The 26,464-nt window shown below is 73.7% G+C and carries 21 protein-coding genes; 7 read left to right on the forward strand and 14 right to left on the reverse strand.

Going from position 1 to position 26,464, the window contains the following annotated elements:
• Positions 1-86: 86 nt before the first annotated feature.
• The 3 genes from ACH9D3_RS16490 to ACH9D3_RS16500 all read right to left on the reverse strand — a co-directional run bounded on the left by ACH9D3_RS16490 (position 87) and on the right by ACH9D3_RS16500 (position 6,462).
• The gene (locus tag ACH9D3_RS16490) at positions 87-2,909 is read right to left on the reverse strand and encodes an aconitate hydratase AcnA (protein WP_396411754.1); all 2,823 of its coding nucleotides are present in this window, start codon (positions 2,907-2,909) and stop codon (positions 87-89) included.
• A gap of 164 nt (positions 2,910-3,073) precedes the next feature.
• Positions 3,074-4,465, reverse strand: coding sequence for a TRAM domain-containing protein (locus ACH9D3_RS16495; RefSeq protein WP_396411755.1), 1,392 nt, complete (start codon positions 4,463-4,465; stop codon positions 3,074-3,076).
• A complete protein-coding gene (locus ACH9D3_RS16500) occupies positions 4,462-6,462 on the reverse strand; it encodes an amino acid permease (RefSeq protein WP_396411756.1) in 2,001 nt (666 codons plus the stop codon). The genes ACH9D3_RS16495 and ACH9D3_RS16500 overlap by 4 nt, the downstream gene beginning before the upstream one ends.
• An 85-nt stretch (positions 6,463-6,547) precedes the next feature.
• Here ACH9D3_RS16500 and ACH9D3_RS16505 point away from each other — a divergent pair, with 85 nt between their 5' ends.
• Together ACH9D3_RS16505 and ACH9D3_RS16510 are read left to right on the forward strand one after the other, a co-directional pair.
• Complete coding sequence (locus ACH9D3_RS16505; RefSeq protein ID WP_396398372.1) at positions 6,548-7,294, forward strand: potassium channel family protein; 747 nt, start codon at positions 6,548-6,550, stop codon at positions 7,292-7,294.
• A complete protein-coding gene (locus ACH9D3_RS16510; protein WP_396398373.1) occupies positions 7,294-7,977 on the forward strand; it encodes a potassium channel family protein in 684 nt (227 codons plus the stop codon). The genes ACH9D3_RS16505 and ACH9D3_RS16510 overlap by 1 nt, the downstream gene beginning before the upstream one ends.
• Before the next feature lie 15 nt (positions 7,978-7,992).
• Here the strand turns inward: ACH9D3_RS16510 and ACH9D3_RS16515 are convergent, their stop codons facing one another.
• From ACH9D3_RS16515 to dut, 4 genes are all read right to left on the reverse strand, one after another.
• Positions 7,993-8,721 carry a DUF3159 domain-containing protein gene (locus tag ACH9D3_RS16515; RefSeq protein WP_396411757.1) on the reverse strand — a complete coding sequence of 243 codons (729 nt, stop codon included), beginning with the start codon at positions 8,719-8,721 and terminating at the stop codon, positions 7,993-7,995.
• A complete protein-coding gene (locus ACH9D3_RS16520) occupies positions 8,718-9,122 on the reverse strand; it encodes a hypothetical protein (RefSeq protein WP_396411758.1) in 405 nt (134 codons plus the stop codon). The genes ACH9D3_RS16515 and ACH9D3_RS16520 overlap by 4 nt, the downstream gene beginning before the upstream one ends.
• A gap of 3 nt (positions 9,123-9,125) precedes the next feature.
• A complete protein-coding gene (locus ACH9D3_RS16525; protein ID WP_396411759.1) occupies positions 9,126-9,842 on the reverse strand; it encodes a DUF3710 domain-containing protein in 717 nt (238 codons plus the stop codon).
• Positions 9,843-9,909: 67 nt separating this feature from the next.
• Positions 9,910-10,338 (reverse strand): dUTP diphosphatase, encoded by a 429-nt coding sequence (gene dut / locus ACH9D3_RS16530; RefSeq protein ID WP_396398497.1) that lies wholly within the window; start codon positions 10,336-10,338, stop codon positions 9,910-9,912.
• 111 nt (positions 10,339-10,449) lie between these two features.
• On the opposite strand from dut, the gene ACH9D3_RS16535 reads away from it, so the two are divergent.
• Positions 10,450-10,968, forward strand: coding sequence for a DUF3093 domain-containing protein (locus tag ACH9D3_RS16535; protein WP_396411760.1), 519 nt, complete (start codon positions 10,450-10,452; stop codon positions 10,966-10,968).
• Positions 10,969-11,062: 94 nt separating this feature from the next.
• On the opposite strand, the gene ACH9D3_RS16540 is transcribed toward ACH9D3_RS16535, so the two are convergent.
• Entirely contained in the window at positions 11,063-11,362 is a 300-nt protein-coding gene (locus ACH9D3_RS16540) for a DUF4193 domain-containing protein (RefSeq protein WP_396398378.1), read from the reverse strand.
• 296 nt (positions 11,363-11,658) lie between these two features.
• On the opposite strand from ACH9D3_RS16540, the gene sepH reads away from it, so the two are divergent.
• Both sepH and ACH9D3_RS16550 read left to right on the forward strand, forming a co-directional pair.
• Complete coding sequence (gene sepH, locus ACH9D3_RS16545; protein WP_396411761.1) at positions 11,659-13,077, forward strand: septation protein SepH; 1,419 nt, start codon at positions 11,659-11,661, stop codon at positions 13,075-13,077.
• Between the two features lie 156 nt (positions 13,078-13,233).
• Complete coding sequence (locus tag ACH9D3_RS16550) at positions 13,234-13,971, forward strand: hypothetical protein (RefSeq protein WP_396411762.1); 738 nt, start codon at positions 13,234-13,236, stop codon at positions 13,969-13,971.
• Between the two features lie 15 nt (positions 13,972-13,986).
• Here ACH9D3_RS16550 and ACH9D3_RS16555 read toward each other — a convergent pair whose 3' ends face one another.
• From ACH9D3_RS16555 to ACH9D3_RS16570, 4 genes are read right to left on the reverse strand one after another with little or no spacing between them, the layout of a single operon-like run.
• Positions 13,987-15,162, reverse strand: a complete 1,176-nt coding sequence (locus ACH9D3_RS16555; RefSeq protein ID WP_396411763.1) for an alkaline phosphatase family protein — start codon at positions 15,160-15,162, stop codon at positions 13,987-13,989.
• Positions 15,159-15,869, reverse strand: a complete 711-nt coding sequence (locus ACH9D3_RS16560) for a DUF5998 family protein (RefSeq protein WP_396398382.1) — start codon at positions 15,867-15,869, stop codon at positions 15,159-15,161. Before ACH9D3_RS16560 ends, ACH9D3_RS16555 begins: the two co-directional genes overlap by 4 nt.
• Positions 15,870-15,915: 46 nt before the next feature.
• The gene (locus tag ACH9D3_RS16565) at positions 15,916-17,415 is read right to left on the reverse strand and encodes a serine/threonine-protein kinase (RefSeq protein ID WP_396411764.1); all 1,500 of its coding nucleotides are present in this window, start codon (positions 17,413-17,415) and stop codon (positions 15,916-15,918) included.
• A gap of 15 nt (positions 17,416-17,430) precedes the next feature.
• The gene (locus tag ACH9D3_RS16570; protein WP_396411765.1) at positions 17,431-20,127 is read right to left on the reverse strand and encodes a bifunctional acetate--CoA ligase family protein/GNAT family N-acetyltransferase; all 2,697 of its coding nucleotides are present in this window, start codon (positions 20,125-20,127) and stop codon (positions 17,431-17,433) included.
• A 126-nt stretch (positions 20,128-20,253) separates the two neighbouring features.
• On the opposite strand from ACH9D3_RS16570, the gene ACH9D3_RS16575 reads away from it, so the two are divergent.
• Complete coding sequence (locus ACH9D3_RS16575; protein WP_396411766.1) at positions 20,254-22,752, forward strand: DNA topoisomerase (ATP-hydrolyzing); 2,499 nt, start codon at positions 20,254-20,256, stop codon at positions 22,750-22,752.
• Between the two features lie 3 nt (positions 22,753-22,755).
• Here ACH9D3_RS16575 and ACH9D3_RS16580 read toward each other — a convergent pair whose 3' ends face one another.
• Complete coding sequence (locus ACH9D3_RS16580) at positions 22,756-23,802, reverse strand: malate dehydrogenase (protein ID WP_396411767.1); 1,047 nt, start codon at positions 23,800-23,802, stop codon at positions 22,756-22,758.
• 71 nt (positions 23,803-23,873) lie between these two features.
• On the reverse strand, positions 23,874-25,982 hold the full coding sequence (locus tag ACH9D3_RS16585; protein WP_396411768.1) for a DNA gyrase subunit B: 2,109 nt from the start codon (positions 25,980-25,982) through the stop codon (positions 23,874-23,876).
• Positions 25,983-26,236: 254 nt separating this feature from the next.
• On the opposite strand from ACH9D3_RS16585, the gene ACH9D3_RS16590 reads away from it, so the two are divergent.
• On the forward strand, positions 26,237-26,437 hold the full coding sequence (locus tag ACH9D3_RS16590) for a DUF7455 domain-containing protein (protein WP_396398388.1): 201 nt from the start codon (positions 26,237-26,239) through the stop codon (positions 26,435-26,437).
• Positions 26,438-26,464 lie beyond the last annotated feature (27 nt).

A 26,464-nucleotide genomic window follows, 5' to 3' on the forward strand; every position in this document is an offset into this window, starting at 1 on the left:
GCCGCGCCGACGAGCGCCCTCGGCCGAGGGACTCGCGGTCGTTCGTCGGTGCTCCCGCGTGCGCGCCGGAGCGCGCCCGCGGAGCCCTACTTGGCGATCTGGCGCAGGACGTACTGCAGGATCCCGCCGTTGCGGTAGTAGTCGGCCTCACCGGGCGTGTCGATGCGCAGGTCGGCGTCGAACTCGACCGTGGAGCCGTCCTCCTTCGCGGCGGTGACCTTGAGCGTCTTCGGCGTGCCGCCCTCGTTGAGCCCGGTCACGCCCTGGATGTCGAAGGTCTCGGTGCCGTCCAGGCCCAGCGAGTCCGCGGACTCCCCGGCCGGGAACTGCAGCGGGAGCACGCCCATGCCGATCAGGTTCGAGCGGTGGATGCGCTCGTAGCTCTGGGCGATGACGGCCTTGACGCCGAGCAGCGAGGTGCCCTTGGCGGCCCAGTCGCGCGAGGACCCGGAGCCGTACTCCTTGCCGCCCAGCACGATCAGCGGGACGCCCGCCTCCTGGTAGTTCACCGAGGCGTCGTACACGGCGGCCTGCGGGCCGCCCTCCTGCGTGAAGTCGCGCGTGTAGCCGCCCTCGACGCCGTCCAGGAGCTGGTTCTTGATCCGGATGTTGGCGAAGGTGCCGCGGATCATGACCTCGTGGTTGCCGCGGCGGGAGCCGTAGGAGTTGAAGTCCTTGCGCTCCACGCCGTTCTCGATGAGGTACTTGCCGGCCGGGGTGTCGGACTTGAAGGATCCGGCCGGGGAGATGTGGTCGGTCGTGACGGAGTCGCCCAGCTTCAGCAGCACGCGGGCGCCCTGGATGTCCTCGACCGGGGTGGTCTCCATCGTCATGCCCTCGAAGTACGGGGGCTTGCGCACGTAGGTGGACTCCGGGTTCCACTCGAACGTCTTGCCGGTGGGGGTCTCCAGGTTCTGCCAGCGCTCGTCGCCGTCGAAGATGGTGCTGTACTCGTGGGTGAACATCTCGGTGTCGATGGACGCGTCGATGATCTTCTGCACCTCGGTCGCGTCCGGCCAGATGTCCTTGAGGAACACCTCGTTGCCGTCGGCGTCCTGGCCCAGCGGCTCGCTGTCGAAGTCGAAGTCCATGTTGCCGGCCAGGGCGTAGGCGATGACCAGCGGCGGGGAGGCCAGGTAGTTCATCTTCACGTCCGGGTTGATGCGGCCCTCGAAGTTGCGGTTGCCGGAGAGCACGGAGGTGACGGCCAGGTCGTTGTCCTGGATGGCCTGCGAGATCTCGTCCTCGAGGGGACCGGAGTTGCCGATGCAGGTGGTGCAGCCGTAGCCCACGATGAAGAAGCCGAGCTCCTCGAGCGCCGGGACCAGCCCGGACTTCTCGTAGTAGTCGGTGACGACCTTCGAGCCCGGGGCGATCGAGGTCTTGACCCACGGCTTGGCCTTGAGCCCCTTCTCGACGGCGTTGCGCGCGAGCACCGCCGCGGCCATCATGACCGACGGGTTCGAGGTGTTGGTGCACGAGGTGATCGACGCGATCGAGACCGCGCCGTGGTCGAGCTCGAACTCGCGGCCGTCGGGCATGGTCACGGGGACCTGCTTGGTCGGGCGGCCGTCCTCGGCGTAGGCGTGGTGGTCGCGCGGCCGGTCCTGCTCGGTCTGCTCGTCCGTGGCGGACAGCGCGGGGGCGTCCGAGGCCGGGAAGGACTGGGCCGCGACGTCGTCGACGGTGTCGCCGGAGGCGTTGTCGTCCACGTGCGTGGCGTAGTTCTTGATGTCCTCGTGGAACTGCGCCTTCGCGTCCGTGAGCGAGATGCGGTCCTGCGGCCGCTTCGGCCCGGAGATCGAGGGGACCACGGTGGAGAGGTCCAGCTCGAGGTACTCGGAGAAGGTGATCTCCTCGGACGGGTCGTGCCACATGCCCTGTTCCTTGACGTACGCCTCGACGAGGTCGATCTGCTCGTCGGAGCGCCCGGTCAGGCGCAGGTACTCCAGGGTGACGTCGTCGATCGGGAAGATCGCGGCGGTCGAGCCGAACTCGGGGCTCATGTTGCCGATCGTGGCGCGGTTGGCCAGGGGCACGGCCCCGACGCCCTCGCCGTAGAACTCGACGAACTTGCCCACGACGCCGTGCTCGCGGAGCATCTCGGTGATGGTCAGCACCACGTCGGTGGCGGTGGCGCCGGCCGGGATCTGACCGGTCAGCTTGAAGCCGACCACGCGCGGGATGAGCATGGAGATGGGCTGGCCGAGCATCGCGGCCTCGGCCTCGATGCCGCCCACGCCCCAGCCGAGCACGCCGAGGCCGTTCTCCATGGTGGTGTGCGAGTCGGTGCCCACGCACGTGTCCGGGTAGGCGCGCAGCGCGCCGTCGACCTCGCGGGTCATGACGACGCGGGCGAGGTTCTCGATGTTGACCTGGTGGACGATGCCCATGCCCGGCGGGACGACCTTGAAGTCGTCGAAGGCGGTCTGGCCCCAGCGCAGGAACTGGTACCGCTCCCCGTTGCGCTCGTACTCGATGTCCATGTTGATCCCGATGGAGTCCGAGGTCCCGAAGGAGTCGATCTGCACGGAGTGGTCGATCACGAGCTCGGCCGGGGCGAGCGGGTTCACGCGGGTGGGGTCGCCGCCGAGGTCCTCGACGGCCTCCCGCATCGTGGCGAGGTCGACGATGCAGGGCACGCCGGTGAAGTCCTGCATGATCACGCGACCCGGGGTGAACTGGATCTCGATGCTCGGCTCGGCCGTCGGGTCCCAGCCGGCCAGGGCCTCGATGTGCTCGGAGGTGATGTTGGCGCCGTCCTCGGTGCGCAACAGGTTCTCGAGCAGAACCTTCAGGCTGTACGGGAGCTTCTGCGCACCCTCCAGCGTGTTCAGTCGGAAAATCTCGTACTCGGTGCCTTTGACGTCGAGAACGCCCTTGGCCCCGAAGCTGTCCACCGTGCTCATATGCGTGGAACTCCTCTCGCCACCGTCTTGGAAAGGTCCGCGGGAGGACCCCGGCGAAGTGCCGGGCGTTCTCCCGTGAACAGTCACCTGTCAGTGTAGCCGGTGCGCGACCGGTGGCTCCGATCCGCCCCTCCGCCGCCCGTCACGGTCGCCGGCCCCCGGGATCAGGGTTCCAGGACGGCCAGCGTCTCGACGTGGTGCGTGTTCGGGTACATGTCGAAGGCGCGCACCGTCCGCACGTGCCACCCCGCGCGGCGGAACCGGCCGAGGTCCCGCGCGAGCGTGGCCGGGTCGCACGCGAGGTAGGCGATCCGGCGCGGTGCGAGCGCCACGAGCTGGTCCACGACGGTGCGCCCGGCGCCCGCCCGGGGCGGGTCCAGGACCACGACGTCGGGCCGGGCCGCGCCGGCGCCCCGTGCCGGGCGGCGCCGGGCGCGGACCGGGCCGGTCTGCGGCCAGGTCCTGGCCAGCACCCTGTCGACGCTCCCGCGCTCGACGCGGACCTGTGGCCGGTCCGCGAGGGTGCGCCGCGCGTCAGCGCTCGTCACGGGAGAGCCCTCGACCGCCACGACGGTGCCCGCGTCCCCGACGGCGTCCGCGAGCGCCGCCGTGAACAGTCCCGCGCCCGCGTAGAGGTCGAGGGCGTGCTCCCCGGGGCGGGCCCCGGCGGCGGCGGGCACCTCCCGGTGCAGCAGCGCCGGGGCGGCCCGGTGGATCTGCCAGAACCCCTCGGCCGAGACCTCCCACCGGCCGGCTCCCGCGTGCTCGACGACGGACGGGCGTCCCGCCCACGTCTCGGGCTGCCGCTCCCCCTCGGCGCGCGCGGTCACGGAGACGTCCCGGTCCCCGGCGAGCCGGCCCAGTTCGCGGCGCAGCCGCTGCCGGTCGGCCCCCGCGGCGAGGCTCAGGTGCACGAGCGGCGTGCCGCCGTCGGCCGGGGCGGCGACGTCGACCCGTTCGGCTCCGCGCAGGTCGAGGTCCGCGAGCCGCAGGGCGTCGACGGCGGGCACCACCAGGGGGAAGCCGTCCACCGGGACGACGGCCGCGCTGCGGTGGGGATGCATCCCGATCCGTCCCGCGGGGTCGACGGCGAAGTGCGCGCGGGTGCGCCAGCCGCGGCCCTGCGGGTCCTCCCCCGGCATGGCCTCGACGGCCACCTCGGTCCCGAGACCGGCCAGGCGGGAGAGCTGCTCCGTGACCACGGCGGCCTTGAGGGCGCGCTGGGCGTCCAGCTCGGCGTGGCCGAACTCGGCGCCGCCCACGGGGGGCTCGCCGCGCCCCCAGGTGAGCAGGGGGTCGGCCGGGCCCCACACGTGCTCGCTCCGGCGGCGGGGGTCCGCGTCCACGACCGCCACGACGTCGCCGCGCCAGAAGCGGGCCGTGGGGCCGCTCTCGGTGAGGCGGACGCGGACGACCTCCCCGGGCAGTCCGTGGCGGACGAAGACCACGCGGCCCTCGTCGGTGCGGGCCACGGTGTGGCCGCCGTGGGCGATCGGCCCGAGGCGCAGCTCGAGCTCGACGGGTCGGGCGGGGGCGGGCGGGCGGGACGGGGTCACGGGAGGGAGGCTCTCTGCTCGGGGGCGGACTCGGGGCCCATGTCCTCGCCGGAGGCGGAGGACAGGTGCCAGGGCACGGAGGCCGTCATGACCCCGCGCTCCTGGTGCAGGCGGGCGCGCAGCGGCCGGATCGCCTGGTTGTGCAGCAGGCGCTCCCAGCGGTGCCGCACCACGTACTCGGGCAGGTACACGACGACCAGGTCCCGGGGCGACTTCCGGCGCACCCCGCGCACGTGGTCCAGGACCGGCCCGATGGTGTCCCGGTACGGGGCGTGGAGCACGGTGACCGGCACGGGGATCTCGAGGCGCCGCCACTCCTCGAGGATCCGCCGGGTGGTGGCGGCGTTCGTGTCCACGACCACGGCCTCGAGGGTCGAGGGCCGGGACGCCCGGGCGTAGGCCAGGGCCCGCATGAGGGGCTTCCGGACGGAGGAGACGTAGATGATGGCGTGCACCCGGGACGGCAGGGCCCGGACCGGGGAGTCGGGCCGGAGCGCGAGTTCGGCGTCCACGGCGTCGTAGTGCCGCCGGACCCCCGCCATGACCGTGCTGAGCACCAGGATGGCCACGATCGTGATCCACGCGCCCTGCGCCAGCTTGGTCACGAGCACGACCACGAGCACCGCCGCGCACAGTACGAAGGCGATCAGGGCCACGGCCCGGCGCCCGAACAGCTCGCGGCGGACCCCGGGGTGCGGTCGCATCCGCCGGACGCGCGCCCAGTGGCGGACCATGCCGGCCTGGGTGAGCGTGAAGGACACGAACACGCCCACGATGTAGAGCTGGATGAGGCTGTTGACGTGGGCCCCGAAGGCCACGGTGAGGACCACGGCCACGAGCAGCAGCAGCAGGATGCCGTTGGTGAAGGCGAAGCGGTCCCCGCGGGCCTGCAGCTGCCGGGGCAGGAACGCGTCCCGCGCCAGCCGGGACGCCAGCGTGGGGAAGCCGGAGAAGGCCGTGTTGGCGGCCAGCACCAGCACGCTCACCGTCGCGGCGACGAGCACGAAGAACCACAGGGAGTCGGTGCCGAAGACCGTCTTGGCGAGCTGGCCGAGGACGGGGTCCTGGAAGAAGTCGGGGCCGGGGTTCCGGCCGTCGACGAGGAGCTGCTCCTCCGGGTCGCCCACCACCACGACGTCCGCGCGGTCCGCCAGGTACATCACGCCCGCCAGCAGGGCGGCCGAGAGCGCGCCGAGCACCCCGAGCGTTGCCGCCGCGTTGGCGGCGCGGGGCTTGCGGAAGTACGGCACCGAGTTGGTGATGGTCTCCACCCCGGTCAGCGCGACGGCCCCCGAGGAGAAGGCCCGCAGCACCACCAGCGCGCCCGCCAGACCGGCCAGCCCGGCGTCGAAGCCGGCGGCGGGCAGGACCTCCCGGCCGGCGCTCGGGGCGTCCCCCAGGGAGCCGGTGAGGTCCTGGCCCAGGCCCACGAGCAGCATCGCGGCGAGGACCGAGAGGAAGAAGTAGGTGGGCAGGGCGGCGGCCCGGCCCATGAACTTCAGGCCGCGGAGGTTCAGCAGCCCGACGAACAGGATCCCGGCCACGGCCAGCTCCACCCGCCGTCCGGCCAGCGCGGGCAGCGCCGCCGTGACGTACTGCGCGGCCGTCGCCATCGACACCGCCACGACGAGCGCGTAGTCGGCCATGAGCGCCGCTCCCACGCCCACGCCCGCCGTGCGGCCGAGGTTCTTGGAGACGATCTCGTAGTCGCCGCCGCCGGAGGGGTAGGCGCGCACGTTCTGCCGGTAGGCGGCGATGACCACGGCGAGCACGACGAGCACGGCCAGTCCCACCCACGGGGAGACCGCCACGGCCGTGGTGCCCGCGAGCGCGAGCGTCAGGATGATCTCGTCGGGGGCGTAGGCCACCGAGGAGAGGGCGTCCGCGGAGAAGACCGGCAGCGCCGTGCGCTTGGGCAGCACGGCGTCGTTGAACCGCTCGTTGTGGATGGGCTTGCCGACGAGGGCACGCCGCAGGGTCCGGGGAATGCTCTGCACGGCTCCCCACGGTAGTCCGTCCGGCACCGAATGTCCGCCGCGCCCGGTGCGAGCCGCCCCACCGGCGTGACCTAGGCTGGAGGGCATGGCGCATTTCGTGATCATGGGAGTGGGGCGCGTCGGCGTGATGGTCGCCCACACCCTGGAGGACTCCGGGCACACCGTGTCGGTGATCGACCAGGACGACCGCGCCTTCCGCCGGCTGCGCCGGTCCTTCGAGGGCAAGAAGGTCACGGGCCCGGGTTTCGACCAGGAGGTGCTGCGGCGGGCGGGGATCGAGGAGGCGTACGCCTTCGCGGCGGTCTCGAGCGGGGACAACTCCAACATCATCGCGGCCCGGGTGGCGCGCGAGACGTTCAAGGTCCGGCATGTGGTCGCCCGCATCTACGACCCCTCCCGGGCGGAGTTCTACCAGCGGCTGGGCATCCCGACCGTCGCCGCCGTGCGCTGGAGCGCGGACCAGGCGCTGCGCCGGATCCTGCCCGAGCAGACGATCACGGCCGACTTCCGCGAGGCCTCGGGACGGCTGCAGCTGGGCGAGCTGTCCCTCGACGACTCGTGGTCGGGTCTGCACCTCGACGCGATCGAGGAGGCCACGGGGGTGCGCATCGCGTTCGTGACGCGCTTCGGGGAGGGGGTCCTGCCGGGACCCGACACCAGCTACCAGCAGGGGGACGTGGTGCACGCGATGATGCGCACCGACGACGTCGAGGCCGTGTCCCGGGCCCTGTCCCGCCCGCCCGGGCCGGACGTGCTCGACTTCGCCAACTCCCTGCGCCGGGAGTCCGACGAGGCACCCGGCTCCGGCGACACCTCCGGGGGAGGCCGCTGATGCGCGTGGTCATCGTGGGCGCGGGCGCCGTGGGCGCCTCCATCGCCCGGGAGCTGCTCTCCCACGAGCACGAGGTGGTGATCTTCGACGAGAAGCCGGAGGTGATCGGCCGCTCGGACCTGCGCGGCGCGCAGTGGATCATCGGGGACGCCTGCGAGCTCTCCACGCTGCGGGAGGGCGGGCTGGAGGAGACCGACGTGGTCGTCGCCGCCACGGGCGACGACAAGGCGAACCTCGTCGTCTCCCTGCTGGCGCGCAGCGAGTTCGGCGTGCCCCGCACCGTCGGCCGGGTCAACAACCCCAAGAACGAGTGGCTCTTCGACGACGCGTGGGGCGTGGACGTCGCCGTGTCCACGCCGCGCCTGATGACCGCGCTCGTCGAGGAGGCGGTCGAGGTCGGCGACGTGGTCCGGCTGCTGACCCTGCAGACGGGCGGGGCGACGCTCGCCGCCTACACGGTGCCGCACGAGCACCCGATCATCGCCACGATGGTGTCCCAGGTGCCGTGGCCGCCGGACGTGACGCTCGTGGCCATCCTGCGCGACGGGGTGCCCATCACCCCGTCCGGGGACGACGTGGTGGAGGGCGCCGACCAGCTCTTCTTCGTCTCCACCACGGAGGGCGAGGCCCAGCTGCGCGCGATGTTCACCACCGCCGGCCGGCACGAGCCCCACCGGTCCTGAGCCCGGCGGCCGTGCTCAGTCCGGGGCCGGGTCCCGCTCCTGGGCCGCGATCTGCTCCGGGGGCCGGGAGACGAGCCACGCGAGCCACAGGGTCAGCGCGTACAGGGGCACCCCCATCACCAGCCGCGCCACGCCCAGGCCGGTGAGGTTCTCCGCGAGGTACAGGGGCACCTGGACCACGAGGCGGGCCGCGAACATGGCCATGAGCATGGCCGTGGCCACCCGGTAGGCGCGGCGGCGCACCGGGACCTCGCGCCACTGCGACCCCTCCCCGCGGATGTACCCGTAGAAGACGCCGAGCAGCGGCCAGCGGGCCAGCAGGGACAGCCCGAGACCCACGAACCAGACCGCGTTGATCCAGAAGCCGGGCACGTAGTAGTCGAGCGCCTCGCCCGTGGCGCGCGCGAACACCGCGCACACGACCACGCCCACGAACCCGGACACGGCCTGCACCAGGCTCTGGCGCTGGACGAGGCGCAGGACGGTGAACAGGGCGGCCGTGGCCAGCGACGCGACGAGGGCCGCACCGAGGGTGTTGCCGACGAGCAGCACCGCCAGGAACACGAATCCCGGCAGGATCGTCTCGGCCAGACCGCGCCAGCCGCCGACGGCATGCAGCACGTCGAGCTGGCCGTTGTCCTTGCGGCGCATCCCCGAGCGTGCGGCGTAGGCGGCCATCGAGCGCTCCACGTCGCCGTCGCGCCCGTCGCCGGCCGCGCCGTCGCGCCGGCCGGGGGCCGTCATCGGCTGACCTGCTTGGCGATGATCTCGTAGCGCGGGTTGTGCATGGTGGGACGGCCGTCCCGGAAGCTCACCACGCCCACGCAGCGCAGCCGTGTCCCGGCGGTGACGCCCGGCACGCTGCGCTGGCCCTGCCACACGAGACGCAGCGGCCGGGGCGTGGACGACCCTTCGGCCCCGGGTTCCCCGGAGCCGTCCGGTGCGAGCAGGGCGGTGAAGTTCTGCGTCCCCGTGACCGGGGGGAGGGTCACCTCGACCACCAGGCCGCTCGCCATCACCCGCCGGCGGCCCCCGGCCGCGGTCGAGGGGTCGAGATCGCCCGCGCACACGGGCGCCTCGGTGACCACGTCGATGGCCCCCGTCCCCGGGGTCGGCCGGGTCCCGCCGTGTCCTGTCCTCGTCATGGCTCAGCCGATCTCGGTGATCTCGGGGCCGCGCCGCGGGGGCGGGACGGGCTCCGCGCCGGTCCCCGGCCGCGGGTCGGGGCGGCGGACCGCGTCCTCCGGCACCACGAGCGTCAGCAGCTCCCGGGGGGGCATGGGCCGGTCGCCGCGCACCACGACGAGCTCGCGCACGACCTCGTCGAGGGCGGCGGCGGACTCGGCGGTCACCGCCGCGGTGCCCGTGAACACCGCCCGCACGAACCACCGCGGTCCGTCGACGCCCACGAAGCGCGCGAGGCGGAAGCCGCGGGTCCCGTCGGACGCCGTGGCGGGGAAGCGGGTGACGACCTGGAGCCCGAAGGGCCCCTCCTCGATCGTCGGCTCGCCGTTGCTCGTGCGCAGGGACTGCACGAGCTCTCGGCGCACCTCGTCCCACAGTCCCTCGGAGCGGGGTGCGGCGAACGCCTGGACCTGGACGGAGCCGCCCTCGAGGTCCAGCGCCACGGCCCGGGGACGCTGCGTCCGCTCGTCGACCTCGAGGCGCACGCCCAGACCGGGACGGGCCCGCACCAGCACGGCGCCGAGGTCGAGGTAGCCGTCGCGGCTGTCGATCTGCGCGACGTCGAGGGGGCCCTGCGGCTCCCGGCGCCGGGCGGCCGCGTCCTCCTCCGCGCTCGGCTCGGCCTCGGGCCGGGCCGGGGCGGCGTCCTGCGCCGTGGGCTTCTTCTTGCGACCGAACATGTCTTCGTTCTCCTCCGCCGGCACGCGCTGCCGGCTCGTGGCGTGAGCTCGTGGGGGGGGGCGCTCGTCAGGCGGTGCCGCTGGAGCCGAAGCCCGTGCCGCCGCGCTGGGAGCCGGGCAGGACGTCGACGACCTCGAACACGGCCTGCTCGACGCGCTGGACGACGAGCTGCGCGATGCGGTCGCCGCGGCGGACCGCGAAGGACTCGGCGCCGTCGGTGTTCAGCAGGGTCACCATGATCTCGCCACGGTACCCGGAGTCGACCGTTCCCGGAGCGTTGACCACCGTGATGCCGTGCCGGGCGGCCAGCCCGGAGCGGGGGTGCACGAACCCGGCGTATCCCTCGGGCAGGGCGACGGCCACCCCGGTGGGCACCAGGGCCCGCTCCCCCGGCCCGAGCACCACGTCCGTGCGCGAGCGCAGGTCCGCGCCCGCGTCCCCGGGCTTCGCGTAGACGGGCAGGGGGAGGTCCGGATCGAGGGCTTGCAGCGCGATGCTGAGCGGGCGCCCGCTGCCCGACGGCGGCCCGTGGCCTGGCGACTGGTCGTTCACAGTGCCCCACTGTAACGCGCCGGACCACCGGCGCAGTCGTGAGACGCTAGAGCCATGTCCCACCCTGCCTCCCCCAACGCGTCCCCGGCCGACGATCCCCGCGGCACCCACCGGTCCGCCGAGCGGCCCGGCACGAAGATCCTGTACGAGGAGAAGCTCTCCCCCGCGTGGTGGATGTGGCTGCTCGTCCTCTTCGCGGGGCTCGTCGCCCTCGTGGCGCTCGCTCCCATCGACCCGTGGGTGGGCGTGGCGGCGGCCGTCGTGGTCGCCGGCGGCACCGCCGTGGCCCTCGTGGCCTCCAGCTCCCGGATCGTCGTCACGGGCGAGTCGCTGCAGGTCGGCCGGGCCCGCATCGAGCGACGGTTCGTGGGCGAGGCGGAGGCCTTCCGCGGCGACGACGTCCGCCGGGTCCGCGGCCCCGAGCTGGACGGACGGGCCTTCATGAACTTCCGGGCGTCCGTGGGCCCGGTGGTGCGGATCCGGATCACCGACCCGGTCGATCCCACCCCCTACTGGCTCACGTCCACCCGCCACCCGGAACGGATCGTCGAGGTGCTGTCACCGCGTCCGTGAGCGGGGCCGGGGTGGCAGCACGGAAGAACCCCGCCGCGACGAGCGTCGCGGCGGGGTTCTCGGCGTTCCTCGGACGACCCGGACCCGGCGGGTGTCAGCCCACGCACTCGACGCAGAACCGGACCCCGTTCCTGTCCTCGGCGATCTGGGAGCGGTGCCGCACCAGGAAGCACGAGCCGCAGGTGAACTCGTCCTCCTGCGCCGGCAGCACGACGACGGACAGCTCCTCGTTGGAGAGGTCGGCGCCCGGCAGCTCGAAGCTCTCGGCCGCGGCGGCCTCGTCCTCGTCCACGCTGCCGGACTGGGAGTCGCTGCGTCGCGTCTGCAGCTCTTCGATCGAGTCCTCCTTGAGCTCGTCGTCCTGCTTGCGCGGCGCGTCATAATCTGTGGCCATGTCCGGTCTTTGCTCCAATGGATCCGAGGGTGGCTCCGTGGCGGCGTTCCGCCGCCCACCGGGCGCTGTGTCGCGTAGATTGTTCACCATCCGGGGGCAAAAATCCAACCGCGCACCGGGCCCGCGACCACGCGTCGGGACCGGCCGCGCACGGCCTCCGGCGGGGGTCGCACGGCGGCCAGTAGGATTGGGCGCGGGACCGGCCCGGCACGACGTCCGCGGCCGCCGGCCCCACCCCCGCAGCGCCCGCTCGAGGACCCCGAGCGCACCCGAGAACCACCCGGAGGAATGACAGCATGGAGCAGTTGCGCCTGGCAGGTGTGCACGACGACGGTGAGCACCTGGTCGTCGAGGACGAGGCAGGCACCCGCCGCCTGCTGCGGATCGACCAGGAGCTGCGCCTGGCCGTCCAGCGCGCCCGGCGGCTGCCCGGCGCGCGGCAGCGGGGGACCGGACCGTTCGGCCCCCGCGAGATCCAGGCCCGCTTCCGCTCGGGCGCCACGGTCGAGGAGATCGTGGCCGAGAGCGGCTGGGAGTCCGCCCGCGTCCGCCGCTACGAGTGGCCGATCCTGGCCGAGCGGGCCCACGTCGCCGCCGAGGCGCAGAAGGTCGAGATCGAGGACCGCTCCGCCCACCGCGGCTACCACTCCGTCTTCGAGGGCGAGCCCCTCACCCTCGGCCGTGCCGTGGCCCACCGTGCCGGTGACCTCGGGGTGGACCCCGCCTCCCTCGAGTGGGACTCCTGGCAGCGCGAGGACCACCTGTGGGCGGTGGTCGCCCGGTTCGAGGTGGCCGACCGTTCGGCCGCCCCGGCCCACGACGAGCCCGTGGCCGAGTGGCTCTACAACCCCGCGAACCAGAGCGTCCGGCCGGCGAACTCCTGGGCGGAGGCCCTCACCGAGGCCGGCACCCCGGACACCCCGCTCGGCACGGGCCTCGGCGTCCTGGACGGCGGCCTCGACCCCGAGCTGACCCAGCTGCGCCGGTCCGCCGTGGAGACCGACGACCTGCTCGACGTCCTGCAGGCCCGCCGCGGCCAGCGCATCGGCGACGACGCCGACGGGGACGACGCCCTGGCCGAGATCCTGGGCCGCGGCATGGGGCACGTCGAGCGGCGCCCCCGCCCGCTCGCCGCCCCCGAGGACACGCCCGTGTTCGACCGTCCCTTCCAGCCGGCCACGCCGTTCCCTGCGTCCGGCGCCGGCCCGGCGCCGTCCCCGGAGGCGGTCGAGGAGTCCGCCGGCCAGGCACCCGGGCGGCCCACCGTGGAGCCGGGTGCGGAGCCCACCGGGCCGTCCGTCGACGAACCCGCTGCGGCGTCCACGGGGCGACCCGCTGCACAGGATGATGCGCAGGATGATGCGCAGGACGACAGGCCGGACGATGCCGGGCGGGCCGCGGACGGCCCGGCCGGCGAGGACACCGCCGACCAGGACAGTGCCGACCAGGACACCGCCGACGTGGACAGCGCCCGGGGGAACTCCGCCGGGACGAGCACAGCCGTGCGCGACGGGGCCGTGGGCAACGGGCCCGTGGACGGAGGTTCCGGTCCGGAGGCCGCGGGCACGGGCACGGACCCCGCCGACGACGCCGCCGCGGAGGGGACGACGGCCGAGCGTCCCCGACCGCGCAACAGGACGGCCAAGGCCCGGCGCTCCGCACGCTCCTCCGTGCCCAGCTGGGACGAGATCGTCTTCGGGAGCTCTTCGGACTGATCCCCGGGCCGGGTGCGCGCCGTCCGGCCGTGCCGGGCCGGCACGGGTTAGAGTGCACGCAGCAGGGGACGGCTCCGGGCCGTCCCTCCGGGTCCGTGCGCTCCCCCTTTCTGTGCTCGGTCCGGACGGACGACACCACGTCAGGGGCAGCACGGCATGGGCAATTCCATCGAGGACGACCTGTTCGGGGACGACGATCGCGAGGCCACCACCGGTTCCCCGGCGCCCGGCCCCGTCGGCGAGCCCCGCGGGAAGAGCGCACCGCCGCAGCCGGTCGATCCGCTCGAGGGCTCCGGGCCCGGACGCTTCGTGGCAGGTCTCGTGCTCGGCGCGGTCGTGCTCGTCGTGCTGGCCGGGGTCGGGGCGCTCTACCTGGGCGGCGTCGGGCGCAACCTCTTCGGCGCGGGCCAGGAGGCGGAGTTCGTCCCCGCCCCCGCCGTGACCGTCGCACCGTCCCCGACGCCCACCGCCACGCCGTCCCGCACCCCGTCCCGCACCCCGTCGCCGAGCCCCTCGCCGGAGGCGCCGGATCCGGTGCCACCGGCCCCCCAGCCGGTGGCACCGGCGGAGCCCTACGTCCCTCCGGCACCCGTGGCCCCCGCCCCGGTCGTGCCCGAGCCCGTGGTGCCGCAACCCGTGGTGCCGCAACCGGTCGTGCCCGAACCTGTGGTGCCCGCGCCCGTCCCGCCCCAGCCGGTTCCGCCGGCACCGGCGCCCGCACCGGCCGAACCGCTTCCGCCGTCGACCGGGGCGCCCGCCCCGCAGGAGGAGCAGGACCCCGGGGACGAGGAGGGCCGGGGCACCGAGGAGGACGAGCCCGTCGAGTCGGCTGCCGCCGGCGGCGACGCCGCCCCGGGCCCCGACGCGGCCACGGACGACCCGCAGGGCCCTTGACCCGGGGACCGGCAGTCAGGCCAGGCGCAGCAGCGGGACCTCCCGCTCGGCCCGGGTGAGCGAGCCGTGCTGGCCCACCATGGACATGACGCTGGGCCGGAGCCGGCCCAGGTCGAACAGCGCCAGGGGTTCCCTGGCCAGTACGAGGAGGTCACCGATGCGCGCGCGCACGGCGTCGCGGACCTGCCCCGGAGGACCGAAGTAGCCGGCGTCGAGGGCGGCTTCCCGGGAGAGCATCCAGACGCGGGACCCGAAGTGCTCCCGCCACGCGGCCACGAGCACCCGGACGTCCTCCGCCGTCGCGTCCGGTTCCAGGTGGAGCTGCACCGTGCGCGGCTCGCCGGCCGTGTGCCGGACGCCGTCCAGCAGACCGGGCAGCGCCGAGACGTCGGCGCGGGCGTCGAGAGGGACGTCGACCATGCCGTGGTCACCGGTCACCAGGACCGTGGTGCCCGCGGGCACCCGGGCGACGAAACGGCGCAGGGACGCGTCGAGCTCCTCGAGCTGGGCCGTCCACTCCCACGACTCCCAGCCCCGGGCGTGCCCGGTGCGGTCGAGCTCGTCCCAGTAGAAGTACATGAGGCCGTCGCGCCCGGCGGCGAGCTGGTCGAGCGCCGTGCCGACCCGCGCCGCCGGTCCCTCCGCGGCCACGAACCGGCCGCCGCGCAGGGCCGCCCGCGTCAGCCCCGAGCCGGCGAACCGGTGCCGGCTGACCGTGACCACGTCGAGGTGCTCGGCGGCTCGCTCCAGCACCGTGGGCAACGGCTGCCACGACACCGGGTCCACGGCCGTGTCCCAGCCCCCGAGCTGGTTCACGACCCGGTCCCGGGACGGGTCGAGGACGTCGTAGCCCACGAGCCCGTGCGCCCCGGGTGCGACGCCCGTACCGAAGGACGCCAGCGAGGCCGCCGTGGTCGTGGGGAACGCCGCGTCCAGCGTGGCCAGGCTCTGCGCACCGGCCAGTCCGGGGGCGTGCCCGGCACGGGACCGCAGCTGGGCCCGGCCCAGCCCGTCCACCATGACGACGACGACCCGGCGGGCGGCGGGCAGCCCCAGCACGTCCCGGAAGCCGGGCACGCCCAGGGACGCCGCGGCCGAGGACATCACCTCCCCCACCGAGCGGCTGCCGTAGCGCGGCGGCTTCGGGAGGTCGGGGGGCAGCCCGGGCAGGACCTCCTCGACCGACCTCATCGGGCGGCGCCGCCGTCCCGGCCGGTGAACCGGTCGGTGAACCGGGTGCGCGGGGTGGCGGCGATCGCCCGCCGCGGGGCCGGCGTGCGCCCGTGGACCGGCTGGGCGATCTGCGCGCCGTCGGTCAGCGGGGCGAGATTGGCCCGGCGCAGGGTGCGCGCGAACTCCCGGGCCCCCTCGACGGCCGTCGGGCCGTCCGCCTCCGCACTGATCCGCAGCACGATGTCCTCCCGCGCAGCCGTGCCGGAGTAGCCGTGGTCGGCCTGGCACTGGGGGTCCTCGCACAGGGCCGGCGCCAGGTCCACGTGCAGGGTGCCGGTCCACGCGATGGCGAGCGTCACCTCGGAGATGGGGCTGTCCGGCCGGTAGTTGGCCGGCTGGTAGTACGAGTAGCTCAGCGTGACCGAACGGATCTGGGAGATGCCGACCGTCTCCGTGGAGACCCGGGCCACCACGTCCCGGCCGCTCTCGTCGAACTCCTCGTCGTCCACGTGCGTCACGTGCAGCACGTCCTCGGCCAGCACCAGCACGGTCGTGTGCCGGTGCACCTCCGTGCGGTCGATGTGGGTCTCCAGCTGCACGAGGTGGGAGACCGGGGACCGGCCGTCCAGGGAGTCCTGGACCACGTCGATCACCAGCTGCGGATAGAAACCGGCCTTGTTGATGTCCTCGACCAGCCGCTGGCCGCGCTCACCTGAATACGTCATGGGGGACATTTTCCCCCACGGCCGTGCCGGTGCCCAACACGGACCGTCAGGGCACGCGGAAGTAGCAGCGCTCCTCCCCGCCGCCCCGGTCCTCGCAGACCCGTTCCAGCAGCACGGGGCTCTCCTCCGGCGCCGGGCTCGGCGTCGCACCGGCGCTCTGCGTCGCCGTGGGCGTCGCCCCGGGGCCGGGCACCCGGTCCGCGGTGCCGAGCGGGTCGAGCAGCAGGTACCCGCTGAGCACCGTCGTCGTCCCGACCAGGGCCACGAACAGCGCGGTCACGGCACTGCGGCGGCGGGCCCGCTTCGGTGGCGCCGGGAGGGCCGCCGTCGACGTCCCGGCCGCGCGCCGACCGACCGGGCCTCGACCGGCCGGGGCACCGCCCAGCGGATCGTGGTCGGACCCCTCCGGGCCCGTTCCGGTCGCCGCCTCGTACGGCGCCGGGCGGCCGGTCGCCGTCGCCCCGGTCGCCGTCACCCCGCTCGATGCCGCTCCGCCCGATGCCGGTCCTCTCGATGCCGGTGTGCTGCCGGCCGGCGTCGTGTCCCGCGTGTCCGCTCCGTCGGGCCGGTTCCCGCCGGCGTCCACGGCCCCCGTGCCCGGCCCCTCGGCGCCGGCCGCCTCCTGCGCGTCCGCCCCGCCGCCCCGGTCCGTCCCGTCCGGGCCGGTCCATCCGGACAGCGCCCGGCTCGCCCACGGCTCGGGCAGCGGCTCGAGGACGTCGAAGACCTCGAAGGGCTCCCCGTCGCGGGTCAGGGCCGGCTCGAAGTGCCGCAGCGCCGCGCCCGCGGTGAGCTCGTGCAGCACGGCCACGGCCGCGTCACGGCGCAGGGCGGGATCGGGCGTGAGCAGCGCCGCGAGGTGTTCGGCGAGGTCGCCCTGCTCCCCCACGACGGCGCGCGCGTCGCCGGGACCGAGAGGTTCCTGCGGCTCGAGGGAGGGGTCCAGCATCCGCAGCGCCGTGATGCCCGCCGCGTAGAGGTCCTGCGCGGGGTTCGGGTCGGTGAGCGCGTAGGCCTCCGGCGGCAGGTAGCCGGGGGTGCCCACGACCGTGCCCGTCCGGGTCAGCCGGGCGTCCTGGACCCGCACCGCGATGCCGAAGTCGGAGAGGAGGATGTGGGGCCGGCCCGTCCCGGTGCGGTCCAGCATGAGGTTGCCCGGCTTCACGTCCCGGTGCACCCAGCCCTGGGCGTGCACGAACTGCAGCGCCTGCAGCAGCTGCGCCAGGACCTCCTGCGTCAGCTCGGCCGACGCGGCCCCGTTGTCCAGCAGGGCCGACTCCAGGGTCCCGCCGTGCACCAGGGGCATGGCGATGACCACGTGCGCGTCCTCCGCGGCCCAGCCGTACGGCGCGAGCACGTGCGGGTGGTCCAGCTTCACCGACTGCTCCCGGGCGAAGCGCAGCAGGTCCGCGGAGTCCCGCTGGCGCAGCACCTTGGCCGCGCAGAGCTGCTGCAGCCGGCCGTCCCAGGCCCGCCAGACGGAACCGCTGCCGCCCCGCGCGATCGGGTCGATGAGGGTGTACCGACCGGCTATGGTGTCCGCCACTGAGTCCGGGCCCGCCTAGCTGCGCATCGCCCGGCGCGCGCTGTCCGTCCGCTGCCGTGCGTTGCCGATCCCCACGGACGCCGCGAGCACGGTCAGCGAGCCGCTGGAGACGAGCACCGGGTTCAGTTCCACGCGGGCGATCTCGGGGTGCCGGTCCTTGAGCAGCGCCACCCGGGAGACGAGGTCCTCGAGCCGGTCGACGTCCGCCGCGGGCACTCCCTGGTGGCCGAGGAGCTTGCGGGAGGCCTTGGGCTCCCGCACCATCCGCCGCACGTCCTGGTCCGTCAGCGGCGGGACCCGGTGGGCCCAGTCCTCGAGGAGGTTCACCGCGTCCCCCGCCATCCCGAAGGACAGCACGGGACCGATGAGCGGGTCCTCGATCGCCCGGAGCACCACGGCCTGGCCGGTGGGCGCCATGGACTGGACCTCGAGGTCGAAGGTGCCGAAGGGGGCGAGTGCACGGTGCATGGTCGCGATGGCCGTGCGCAGCTGTGCGTCGTCCTGGATGTTGAGCTGCACGCCGCCCAGGTCCAGGCGGTGCCGGAGGTTGGGGTCGGTGGTCTTCAGCGCCACGGGGTAGCCGAGCCGCGCGGCCGCGGCCGGGGCGTCCTCGGGGTCCGTGAACCGTTCGCTGCGCAGCAGCCCGATCCCGTAGGTCTCCAGCAGCGCCCGCGCCTGGCTGTCGTCCAGCTCGAGCAGCTCGTCGCCGGCGACCCGGGGCAGCACCGTCTCGACGAGGGTCTCGGCCGCCTCCGCGTCGATGCCGTGCGGCTCGGCGAGGCGCCCCTGGTCCTGGGCACGCCACCGCGTGTAGTCGACCACCTTGGCCAGCGCGCGCAGGGCCGCCCCGGGGGAGTCGAAGCACGGCACGTCCGGGCCGTCGTCGGCGTGGTGGAGGGCGGAGACCGCCCCGGGCTCGGTGCTGCCCGTGAAGACGACCACCACGGTCTTGCCGTGCTCCCGCCCCACCCGGCCCACCAGCTCGGCGACCGCCCGCGGGGTCGTGCCCGGGATCGGCATCAGGGTGACCACGGCGGAGTCGACGGCCTCGGCGCCGAGACTGCTGTCGACGGCCCGTCGCAGCTCCTCGAGGGCGTCGTCCCCGCCGTCCGCGGTCCGCACGCCCGCCTGGGTCACCGCGACCTCCAGCCCCAGCTGCATGCACCGGTCCTCCATGAGCTGGCCCAGCGCCAGCGCGTTGGACACGAGGGCCGTGCGGGCACCCGCGGGCAGGGGCTGCCCGGTGAGGATGCCGGCCACGTCCATGAGGTGCTCGCTCGTGTCGGCGCGGATCACGCCGGCCTGCCGGAACATCGCGTCCAGGGCGCCCGGCGGCGCCTGGGTGGTCCGCCCGGTGTGGCCGGGCGGCAGGCGCAGCCCGGTGACCTCGCTCTTGGCCACGATCACGGGCTTGTTCAGGGACAGCCGTCGCGCGATCCGGGAGAACTTGCGCGGATTGCCCACGGACTGCAGGTAGAGGCCGCACGCGCGGGTCGCGGCGTCGTCCTCCCAGAACTGCATCATGTCGTTGCCGGAGACGTCGGCCCGGTTGCCGGCGGACAGGTACGTGGACACGCCCACGTTGTGGCGCAGCGCGGCGGCGTTGAGCATCATGCCGATGGCCCCCGACTGGCTGAACAGTCCCAGCGGCCCCTCCCGCGGCACCGTGGGCAGGATCGAGGCGTTGAACCGGGACTCCGGGGCCGTGTTGAACAGCCCGAGGCTCGCCGGGCCGACCACGCGCATCCCGTGCGAGCGCGCCCGGCGGACGAGCTCGGTCTGCCGGGCCTGGCCCTCCGCCCCGGCCTCGGCGTATCCGCCCGTGACGACGACGACGGCGCGCACCCCCGCCGCACCGCACTGGTCCACGACGTCGGCCACCTGGTCGACGGGCACGGCGATCACGGCCAGGTCCACGCGCTCGGGCACCTCCCCGATCGAGGTCGCGTGGACCATGCCCTCCCGCTCGAACGGCGTCGGGCTCACACCGCTGAGCCGGCCGGCGAACCCGGAGGCGAGGAGGTGCTCGACCAGCGCGTGGCCGGCGTGACCGGGGTGCCTCGAGGCACCGACCACGGCGATGGAGGCCGGGGTGAGGAGGTCGGCCATGGAGAGGGCCTCGGCCCGGTGCTCGCGCGCCGCCATCACGGCCAGCGACTTCTCGGTGGGGTCGATGTCGAAGCCCACCACCACCACGCCGTCGTCGAATTTGCGGGTCAGTTCGTAGCCCGCCTGCGCGAAGACCCGGAGCATCTTGCGGTTCTCGGGCAGCACCTCCGCGGAGAAGTGGTCGATCCCGTTCTCGCGGGCGGCCGCGGCCAGGTGCTCGAGCAGGATCGAGCCGATGCCCCGCCCCTGGTGGGCGTCCGAGATCATGAAGGCGACCTCGGCGTCCTGGGGGTCGTCCGTGCGGTCGTAGCGCCCGACGCCGATGATCTGCTCCCCCAGGAGCAGCACGAAGCACACGCGGTCCGTGTGGTCCACCCGGGTGAACCGGTCCAGCTCACGGGCGGACAGGGTGGGCTTGTAGGAGAAGAAGCGCAGGTAGATGGTGTCCTCGGACTGCGACTGGTGGAAGGCCAGCAACGCGTCGCGGTCCTGCGGGGAGATCGGTCGCAGGTGCGCCGTCGCGCCGTCGCGCAGGATCACGTCGGCCTCCCAGTACTCGGGGTACCGTCCGGCGTCTTCCGTGTCCGCGGTCTCTGGAACCATAGACTTCAGGCTAGTAGACAAAGCCGCACCGTCAACGGTGCCCCCCGGTGCGCCCCCGCGCGATCTCGAAGGCCGAGACGCCGGGACCGCCCGGGCCGACCCACGACCGAAGGACCCCCCACTGTGATGGCTCGCCGCCGTGCGTCCTCCCGCCCGTCCGCAGAGGACGAGCTGCCCGCCGACTTCCGGGAGAACATCGTCGACATCGACGTGACCTCCGAGATGGAGACGAGCTTCCTCGAGTACTCGTACTCCGTCATCTACTCGCGCGCCCTCCCGGACGCCCGGGACGGGCTCAAGCCGGTCCAGCGCCGCATCCTGTTCATGATGAGCCAGATGGGGCTGCGGCCGGACCGCGGCCACGTCAAGAGCGCTCGCGTCGTGGGCGAGGTGATGGGCAAGCTGCACCCGCACGGCGACTCCGCCATCTACGACGCCATGGTCCGACTCGCCCAGTCCTTCGCGATGCGCCTGCCGCTCGTGGACGGGCACGGGAACTTCGGTTCGCTCGACGACGGCCCCGCCGCCTCCCGCTACACCGAGGCCCGGATGGCCCCGGCCGCCCTGGCGCTCACGGCCGACCTCGACGAGGACGTCGTGGACTTCGTGCCCAACTACGACAACCAGTTCACCCAGCCGGGCGTGCTGCCCGCGGCGTTCCCGAACCTGCTGGTCAACGGCTCCTCCGGGATCGCGGTGGGGATGGCCACGAACATGGCCCCGCACAACCTGCGGGAGGTCGTGGCCGGCGCCCGCCACCTCGTCGAGCACCCCGAGGCGACCCTCGAGGACCTCATGCGCTTCGTCCCCGGCCCGGACCTGCCCTCGGGCGGGCGGATCGTGGGCCTCGACGGGATCCGGGACGCGTACCGGACCGGCAGGGGCTCCTTCAGGACCCGCGCGAAGGTGTCGATCGAGCAGGTCACCCCCCGCAAGCAGGGCATCGTGGTCACCCAGCTGCCCTACATGGTCGGGCCCGAGAAGGTCACCGAGAAGATCAAGGAGGCGGCGCAGGCGAAGAAGCTGCAGGGCGTCGCCGACGTCGTGGACCTCACCGACCGCAAGAACGGCATGCGGCTCGTCATCGAGGTCAAGAACGGCTTCAACCCCCAGGCCGTCCTGCAGCAGCTGTACAAGTACACGCCCATGGAGGACTCCTTCGGGATCAACAACGTGGCGCTCGTCGACGGACGGCCCCGGACCATGGGGCTGCTCGAGCTGCTGCGGGTCTACGTGGAGCACCGGCTGTCCGTGGTCCGGCGGCGCACGGCCTTCCGCCTGGGCAGGAGGCGCGACCGCCTGCACCTGGTCGAGGGCCTGCTCGTGGCGATCGTCGACATCGACGAGGTCATCCAGATCATCCGCTCGTCCGACGAGACCGCCGTGGCCCGGGAGCGGCTCATGGCCGTGTACGACCTCTCCCGCGTCCAGGCCGACCACATCCTGGAGCTCCGCCTGCGCCAGCTGACCAAGTACTCGAGGATCGAGCTCGAGAAGGAGCAGGAGGAGCTGCTCCGGGAGATCGCCGAACTCGAGGAGATCCTCGCCTCGGACGCCCGGCTGCGTGCCCTGGTCTCGGCGGAGCTCGCGGAGATCGCCGAGGTCCACGGCGACGACCGGCGGACCGAGCTGCTCGAGTCGGAGGCCCTGCCCGGTCCCGCCGCCGCTGCCGCCGGCCCCGCACCGGGGAGGTCCCCCGCCGGGGGGCTCGCGCTCGAGATCGCCGACGACCCGTGCTGGGTGTTCCTGTCCACCTCGGGGCAGCTCGCCCGCACGCCCTCGCAGGCCCCGCTGGTGGACCCTCCGCGGCGCCTCAAGCACGACGCCCTGACCTCCGCGGTGCGGGCCACCGCGCGCGGGGAGCTCGGGGCGGTCACCTCGGCCGGGCGCATGCTGCGCGTCCAGGTGATGGACGTGCCCGTGCTGACCGCCTTCGAGGGCACCCCGAAGCTGGGCGACGGGGTCCCGGTCAAGGAGTTCCTCACGCTCGCCCGCGGCGAGCGGCTCGTGGGGCTGGCCCCGCTCGGTGCGGTGCTCGCGCTGGGCACCCGCAACGGCGTGGTCAAGCGCGTCAGCCCCGAGTACCCCCTCAACCGTGCGGAGTGGGAGGTCATCACGCTCAAGGACGGCGACGAGGTCGTCGGCCTGGCCGAGGCCGCCGAGGAGGACGAGCTGGTGTTCGTGACCCGGGACGGCCGGCTGCTGCACTTCGACGCCGGCACCGTCCGCCCCCAGGGCCGCACGGCCGGCGGCGTCGCGGGGATCAAGCTGGTCGCGGGCGACGCCGTGGCGTTCTTCGGGGCCGTGCGCGCCACGGACGAGACGCCCGTGGTCGTGACCGTCGCCCGCGCGGACGAGGTGCTGCCGGGCATGTCGCAGTACTCGGCGAAGGTCACCCCCTTCGCGGAGTACCCGCCCAAGGGCCGGGCCACCGGCGGGGTGCGCGCCCACCGCTTCCTCAAGGGCGAGACGGCCCTGTCCCTGGCCTGGGTCGGGCACGGACCGCCCAAGGCCGTCTCGGCCTCGGGCGTGGCACGGGCCCTGCCCACCGAGCACGGTCGCCGGGACGGCTCCGGCGTGCCCACCGACCAGGTGATCGACGCGATCGGCCCCGCCTACGCCTGAGGCTCAGCGGCGGGGACCGAGCAGTCCCCGCTGCTGCACGGCCGCGCGCTCCTCCTCGAGCTCCCGGACGGAGCGGTCGATGCGGACCCGCGAGAACTCGTCGAGGGTCAGGTCCGGGACCACCGCGGCGTGCCCGTCCCGGCACACGACCGGGAAGGAGCTCACGAGCCCCTCCGGCACGCCGTAGGAGCCGTCGGAGGCCACCGCCATCGACGTCCAGGCGCCCTCGGCGGTGCCCGAGACCCAGTCGCGGACGTGGCACAGGGCCGCGTGCGCCGCCGACGCCACGGACGAGCCGCCGCGCACGTCGATGATCTCCGCGCCGCGGCGCGCGACCCGGGGGATGAACGTGCCGTCCACCCAGACCAGGTCGAGACCCTTCCCGGCGAGCACCTCGAGCGCCGGCCGGCCCCCGACACGGGCGTGGGTCAGGTCGGGGTACTGGCTCGCGGAGTGGTTGCCCCAGACGGCCACGCCCTCGATCCCGTCGACGCGCGCTCCGGTGGCCGCCGCCAGCTGCGCGACCGCACGGTGGTGGTCGAGCCGGGTCAGGGCCGTGAACCGCTCGCGCGGCACGTCGGGGGCGTGCGAGGCCGCGATGTACGCGTTGGTGTTGGCCGGGTTGCCGACCACCACGGCCCGGAAGTCCTCCGCCGCTCCGCGGTTGACGGCCCGTCCCTGGACCGAGAAGATCCCGGCGTTGGCCTCGAGCAGGTCTGCGCGCTCCATGCCCCGGGAGCGGGGACGGGCCCCGATGAGCAGCCCCACCGAGGCCCCGTCGAAGGCGGCGTCCGCGTCGTCGAAGACCTCCACGCCCTCGAGCAGCGGGAAGGCACCGTCCTGGAGCTCGAGGGCCGTGCCCTCCGCGGCGCGCCGTGCCTGCGGCACCTCGAGCAGGTGCAGCCGGACGGGCGTGCCCGGCCCGAGGAGGTCGCCCGCGGCGGCGCGGAAGACGGTGGCGTAGCCGATCTGGCCCGCCGCCCCGGTCACGGTGACGGTGACCGGCCGGGCGGCTGCGGGCGGCGGGGTGTGCGGACCGGAGACGGTCATGCGGGGTCCTTCCTCGGGGACGGTCCTTCGTCCCCGCCCAGCGTAGCCGCCGGGCCGCGGCACCGGGACCGTCAGGCGTCGATGCGCTCCTGGTCCAGGTGCGTGGCGCCCTCGATGATGAAGTCCTTGCGCGGTGCCACCTGCGAACCCATGAGCAGGGAGAATGCGTGCTCGGCGGCCTCGGCGTCCTCGACCCGGATCCGGCGCAGCATCCGGTGCCGGACGTCCATGGTCGTCTCCGCGAGCTGGTCCGCGTCCATCTCGCCCAGTCCCTTGTAGCGCTGGATGGGCTCCTTGAACCGCCGCCCCTCCGCCTCGAGCCGGCCGAGCAGGTCCGCGAGCTCGCGCTCGGAATACGTGTAGACCATCTCGTTGGCCTTCCCGCCCGCGTTGACGATCTCCACCCGGTGCAGGGGCGGCACTGCCGCGTAGACCTGTCCGGCCTCCACGAGGGGACGCATGTAGCGGTAGAACAGTGTGAGCAGCAGGGTGCGGATGTGCGCGCCGTCGACGTCGGCGTCCGTCATCATGATGACCTTGCCGTAGCGCGCCGCGGACAGGTCGAAGGTGCGCCCGGAGCCCGCCCCGATCACCTGGATGAGCGCGGCGCACTCCGTGTTGGCGAGCATGTCGGTGAGCGACGCCTTCTGCACGTTGAGGATCTTGCCCCGGATCGGGAGCAGCGCCTGGTGGTTCGAGGACCTGGCCAGCCGCGCCGTGCCGAGGGCCGAGTCGCCCTCCACGATGAAGAGCTCGGAGCGCTCGACGTCGTCCGAGCGGCACTCGACGAGCTTGGCCGGCATCGAGGAGGTCTCCAGGGCGTTCTTGCGGCGCTGCGTCTCCTTGTGCACCCGCGCGGAGATCCGGGACTTCATCTCCGCCACCACCTTCTCCAGCAGCTGTCCGGCCTGCTGCTTGTCGTGGCGGCCGGTGGAGGTGAGCTTGGCGGTCAGCTCCTTCTCGATGACCCGGCTCACGATCTGGCGCACGGCCGGAGTCCCCAGGATCTCCTTGGTCTGGCCCTCGAACTGGGGCTCGGCGAGCCGCACGGTGAGCACGGCCGTGAGGCCGGCGAGGACGTCGTCCTTCTCGACCTTGTCGCTGCCGGCCTTGAGCTTGCGGGCGTTGGCCTCGATCTGCTTCCGGAAGGTTTTCAGCAGGGCCGCCTCGAAGCCCGCTTGGTGCGTGCCGCCCTTGGGCGTCGCGATGATGTTCACGAACGAGCGCAGGGACGTGTCGTAGCCGATGCCCCAGCGCAGGGCGACGTCGACCTCGCACGTGCGCTCCAGCTCCGTGAGCTTCGACCGGCCGTTCTCGTCGAGGACCGGGACGTTCTCCGTGAAGCGGCCCTCCCCCTGGAAGCGCCACACGTCCGTGACGGAGCCGTCGGCGGCGAGGTACTCCACGAACTCGGAGATCCCGCCGTCGTGCTGGAACACCTCCTCGTGGACGCCGAACTCCCCCGGCGTGCCCGGCAGTCCCCGCTGGTCGCGCACGGTGATGCGCAGCCCCGGGATCAGGAACGAGGTCTGGCGCGCCCGCTTGGCCAGCTCCTCGTAGCTGAACCGGGCGTCCGCCGTGAAGATCTGCTCGTCCGCCCAGTACCGGATGCGCGTGCCGGTGACACCGCGCTTGGCCTTGCCCACGACGTCGAGCACCGAGCCCTCCACGAAGGGCTCGAAGCGGGCGTGCGGCGAGGGCCTGCCCTGGTCGACGAAGCGACCCGGCTCGCCGTGCCGGAACGACATCTGGTAGGTCTTCCCGCCGCGGTCGACCTGCACGTCCAGGCGCGCCGAGAGGGCGTTGACCACGGAGGCGCCCACGCCGTGCAGGCCGCCGGAGGCGCTGTAGGAGCCGCCGCCGAACTTGCCGCCCGCGTGCAGCTTGGTGAAGACAACCTCCACGCCGGTCAGCCCGGTGCGCGGCTCGAGGTCGATGGGGATGCCCCGGCCGTCGTCGTGGACCTCCACGGCACCGTCGGCGTGCAGGATCACCGTGATTTGGTGGCCGAAGCCGGCGAGGGCCTCGTCCACGGAGTTGTCGATGATCTCCCACATGCAGTGCATCAGGCCGCGGGAGTCGGTGGAGCCGATGTACATGCCCGGCCGCTTCCGGACGGCCTCGAGACCTTCGAGGACGGAGAGGTGGCGGGCGTTGTACTCGGAACGGGACGGTGTCACGGGGATACGACTCCTGGGGGACGGCGGGATTCCCCACCACTGTAGTCCGCGCGGCGGACACGACAGGCCCGCCGTACGGGTCCGCGGCACGGCGCCGGGACCTACGCCCGGGGCGAAACAGGGAGCCGCCCGGGATCGAATGTCCGACGGGCGTGGTTGTATGTAACAGTATCCCGAAGCGTCCACGAGACCCCGGGTACCTGCACCGGCGGCCCGTGCCCCGTGCAACGCGTACGACACAGGAGGAGGATCCCGTGAACGCAACATTGGAGAGCCGAGAACTCAATGCGACCGACCGCTGCGATGCGTGCGGCGCCCAGGCCTACGTTCGAGTGGTCCTCGAGTCGACGGGCGGTGAGCTCCTCTTCTGCGCCCACCACGCGCGCAAGAACGAGGAGAAGCTGCGGCCCCTGGCGGCCACCTGGCAGGACGAGACGGAGCGCATCGGGTCCTGACCCGGACGTCCCGTGCGAGAGGGCCCC

It is taken from the genome of Kocuria kalidii, assembly GCF_044462225.1.
In the GTDB taxonomy this organism is placed as follows: Bacteria; Actinomycetota; Actinomycetes; order Actinomycetales; family Micrococcaceae; genus Kocuria; species Kocuria kalidii.

Excerpts from the sequence above, each read along its gene's own strand:
- ACH9D3_RS16520 (WP_396411758.1), bottom strand. The coding sequence starts at position 9,122 with ATGACGAGGACAGGACACGGCGGGACCCGGCCGACCCCGGGGACGGGG.
- ACH9D3_RS16510 (WP_396398373.1), top strand. The coding sequence starts at position 7,294 with ATGCGCGTGGTCATCGTGGGCGCGGGCGCCGTGGGCGCCTCCATCGCC.
- ACH9D3_RS16505 (WP_396398372.1), top strand. The coding sequence starts at position 6,548 with ATGGCGCATTTCGTGATCATGGGAGTGGGGCGCGTCGGCGTGATGGTC.
- ACH9D3_RS16490 (WP_396411754.1), bottom strand. The coding sequence starts at position 2,909 with ATGAGCACGGTGGACAGCTTCGGGGCCAAGGGCGTTCTCGACGTCAAA.
- ACH9D3_RS16550 (WP_396411762.1), top strand. The coding sequence starts at position 13,234 with ATGGGCAATTCCATCGAGGACGACCTGTTCGGGGACGACGATCGCGAG.
- ACH9D3_RS16580 (WP_396411767.1), bottom strand. The coding sequence starts at position 23,802 with ATGACCGTCTCCGGTCCGCACACCCCGCCGCCCGCAGCCGCCCGGCCG.
- ACH9D3_RS16570 (WP_396411765.1), bottom strand. The coding sequence starts at position 20,127 with ATGGTTCCAGAGACCGCGGACACGGAAGACGCCGGACGGTACCCCGAG.
- ACH9D3_RS16515 (WP_396411757.1), bottom strand. The coding sequence starts at position 8,721 with ATGACGGCCCCCGGCCGGCGCGACGGCGCGGCCGGCGACGGGCGCGAC.
- ACH9D3_RS16560 (WP_396398382.1), bottom strand. The coding sequence starts at position 15,869 with ATGACGTATTCAGGTGAGCGCGGCCAGCGGCTGGTCGAGGACATCAAC.
- ACH9D3_RS16535 (WP_396411760.1), top strand. The coding sequence starts at position 10,450 with ATGTCCCACCCTGCCTCCCCCAACGCGTCCCCGGCCGACGATCCCCGC.
- sepH (WP_396411761.1), top strand. The coding sequence starts at position 11,659 with ATGGAGCAGTTGCGCCTGGCAGGTGTGCACGACGACGGTGAGCACCTG.
- ACH9D3_RS16575 (WP_396411766.1), top strand. The coding sequence starts at position 20,254 with ATGGCTCGCCGCCGTGCGTCCTCCCGCCCGTCCGCAGAGGACGAGCTG.
- ACH9D3_RS16540 (WP_396398378.1), bottom strand. The coding sequence starts at position 11,362 with ATGGCCACAGATTATGACGCGCCGCGCAAGCAGGACGACGAGCTCAAG.
- ACH9D3_RS16525 (WP_396411759.1), bottom strand. The coding sequence starts at position 9,842 with ATGTTCGGTCGCAAGAAGAAGCCCACGGCGCAGGACGCCGCCCCGGCC.
- ACH9D3_RS16555 (WP_396411763.1), bottom strand. The coding sequence starts at position 15,162 with ATGAGGTCGGTCGAGGAGGTCCTGCCCGGGCTGCCCCCCGACCTCCCG.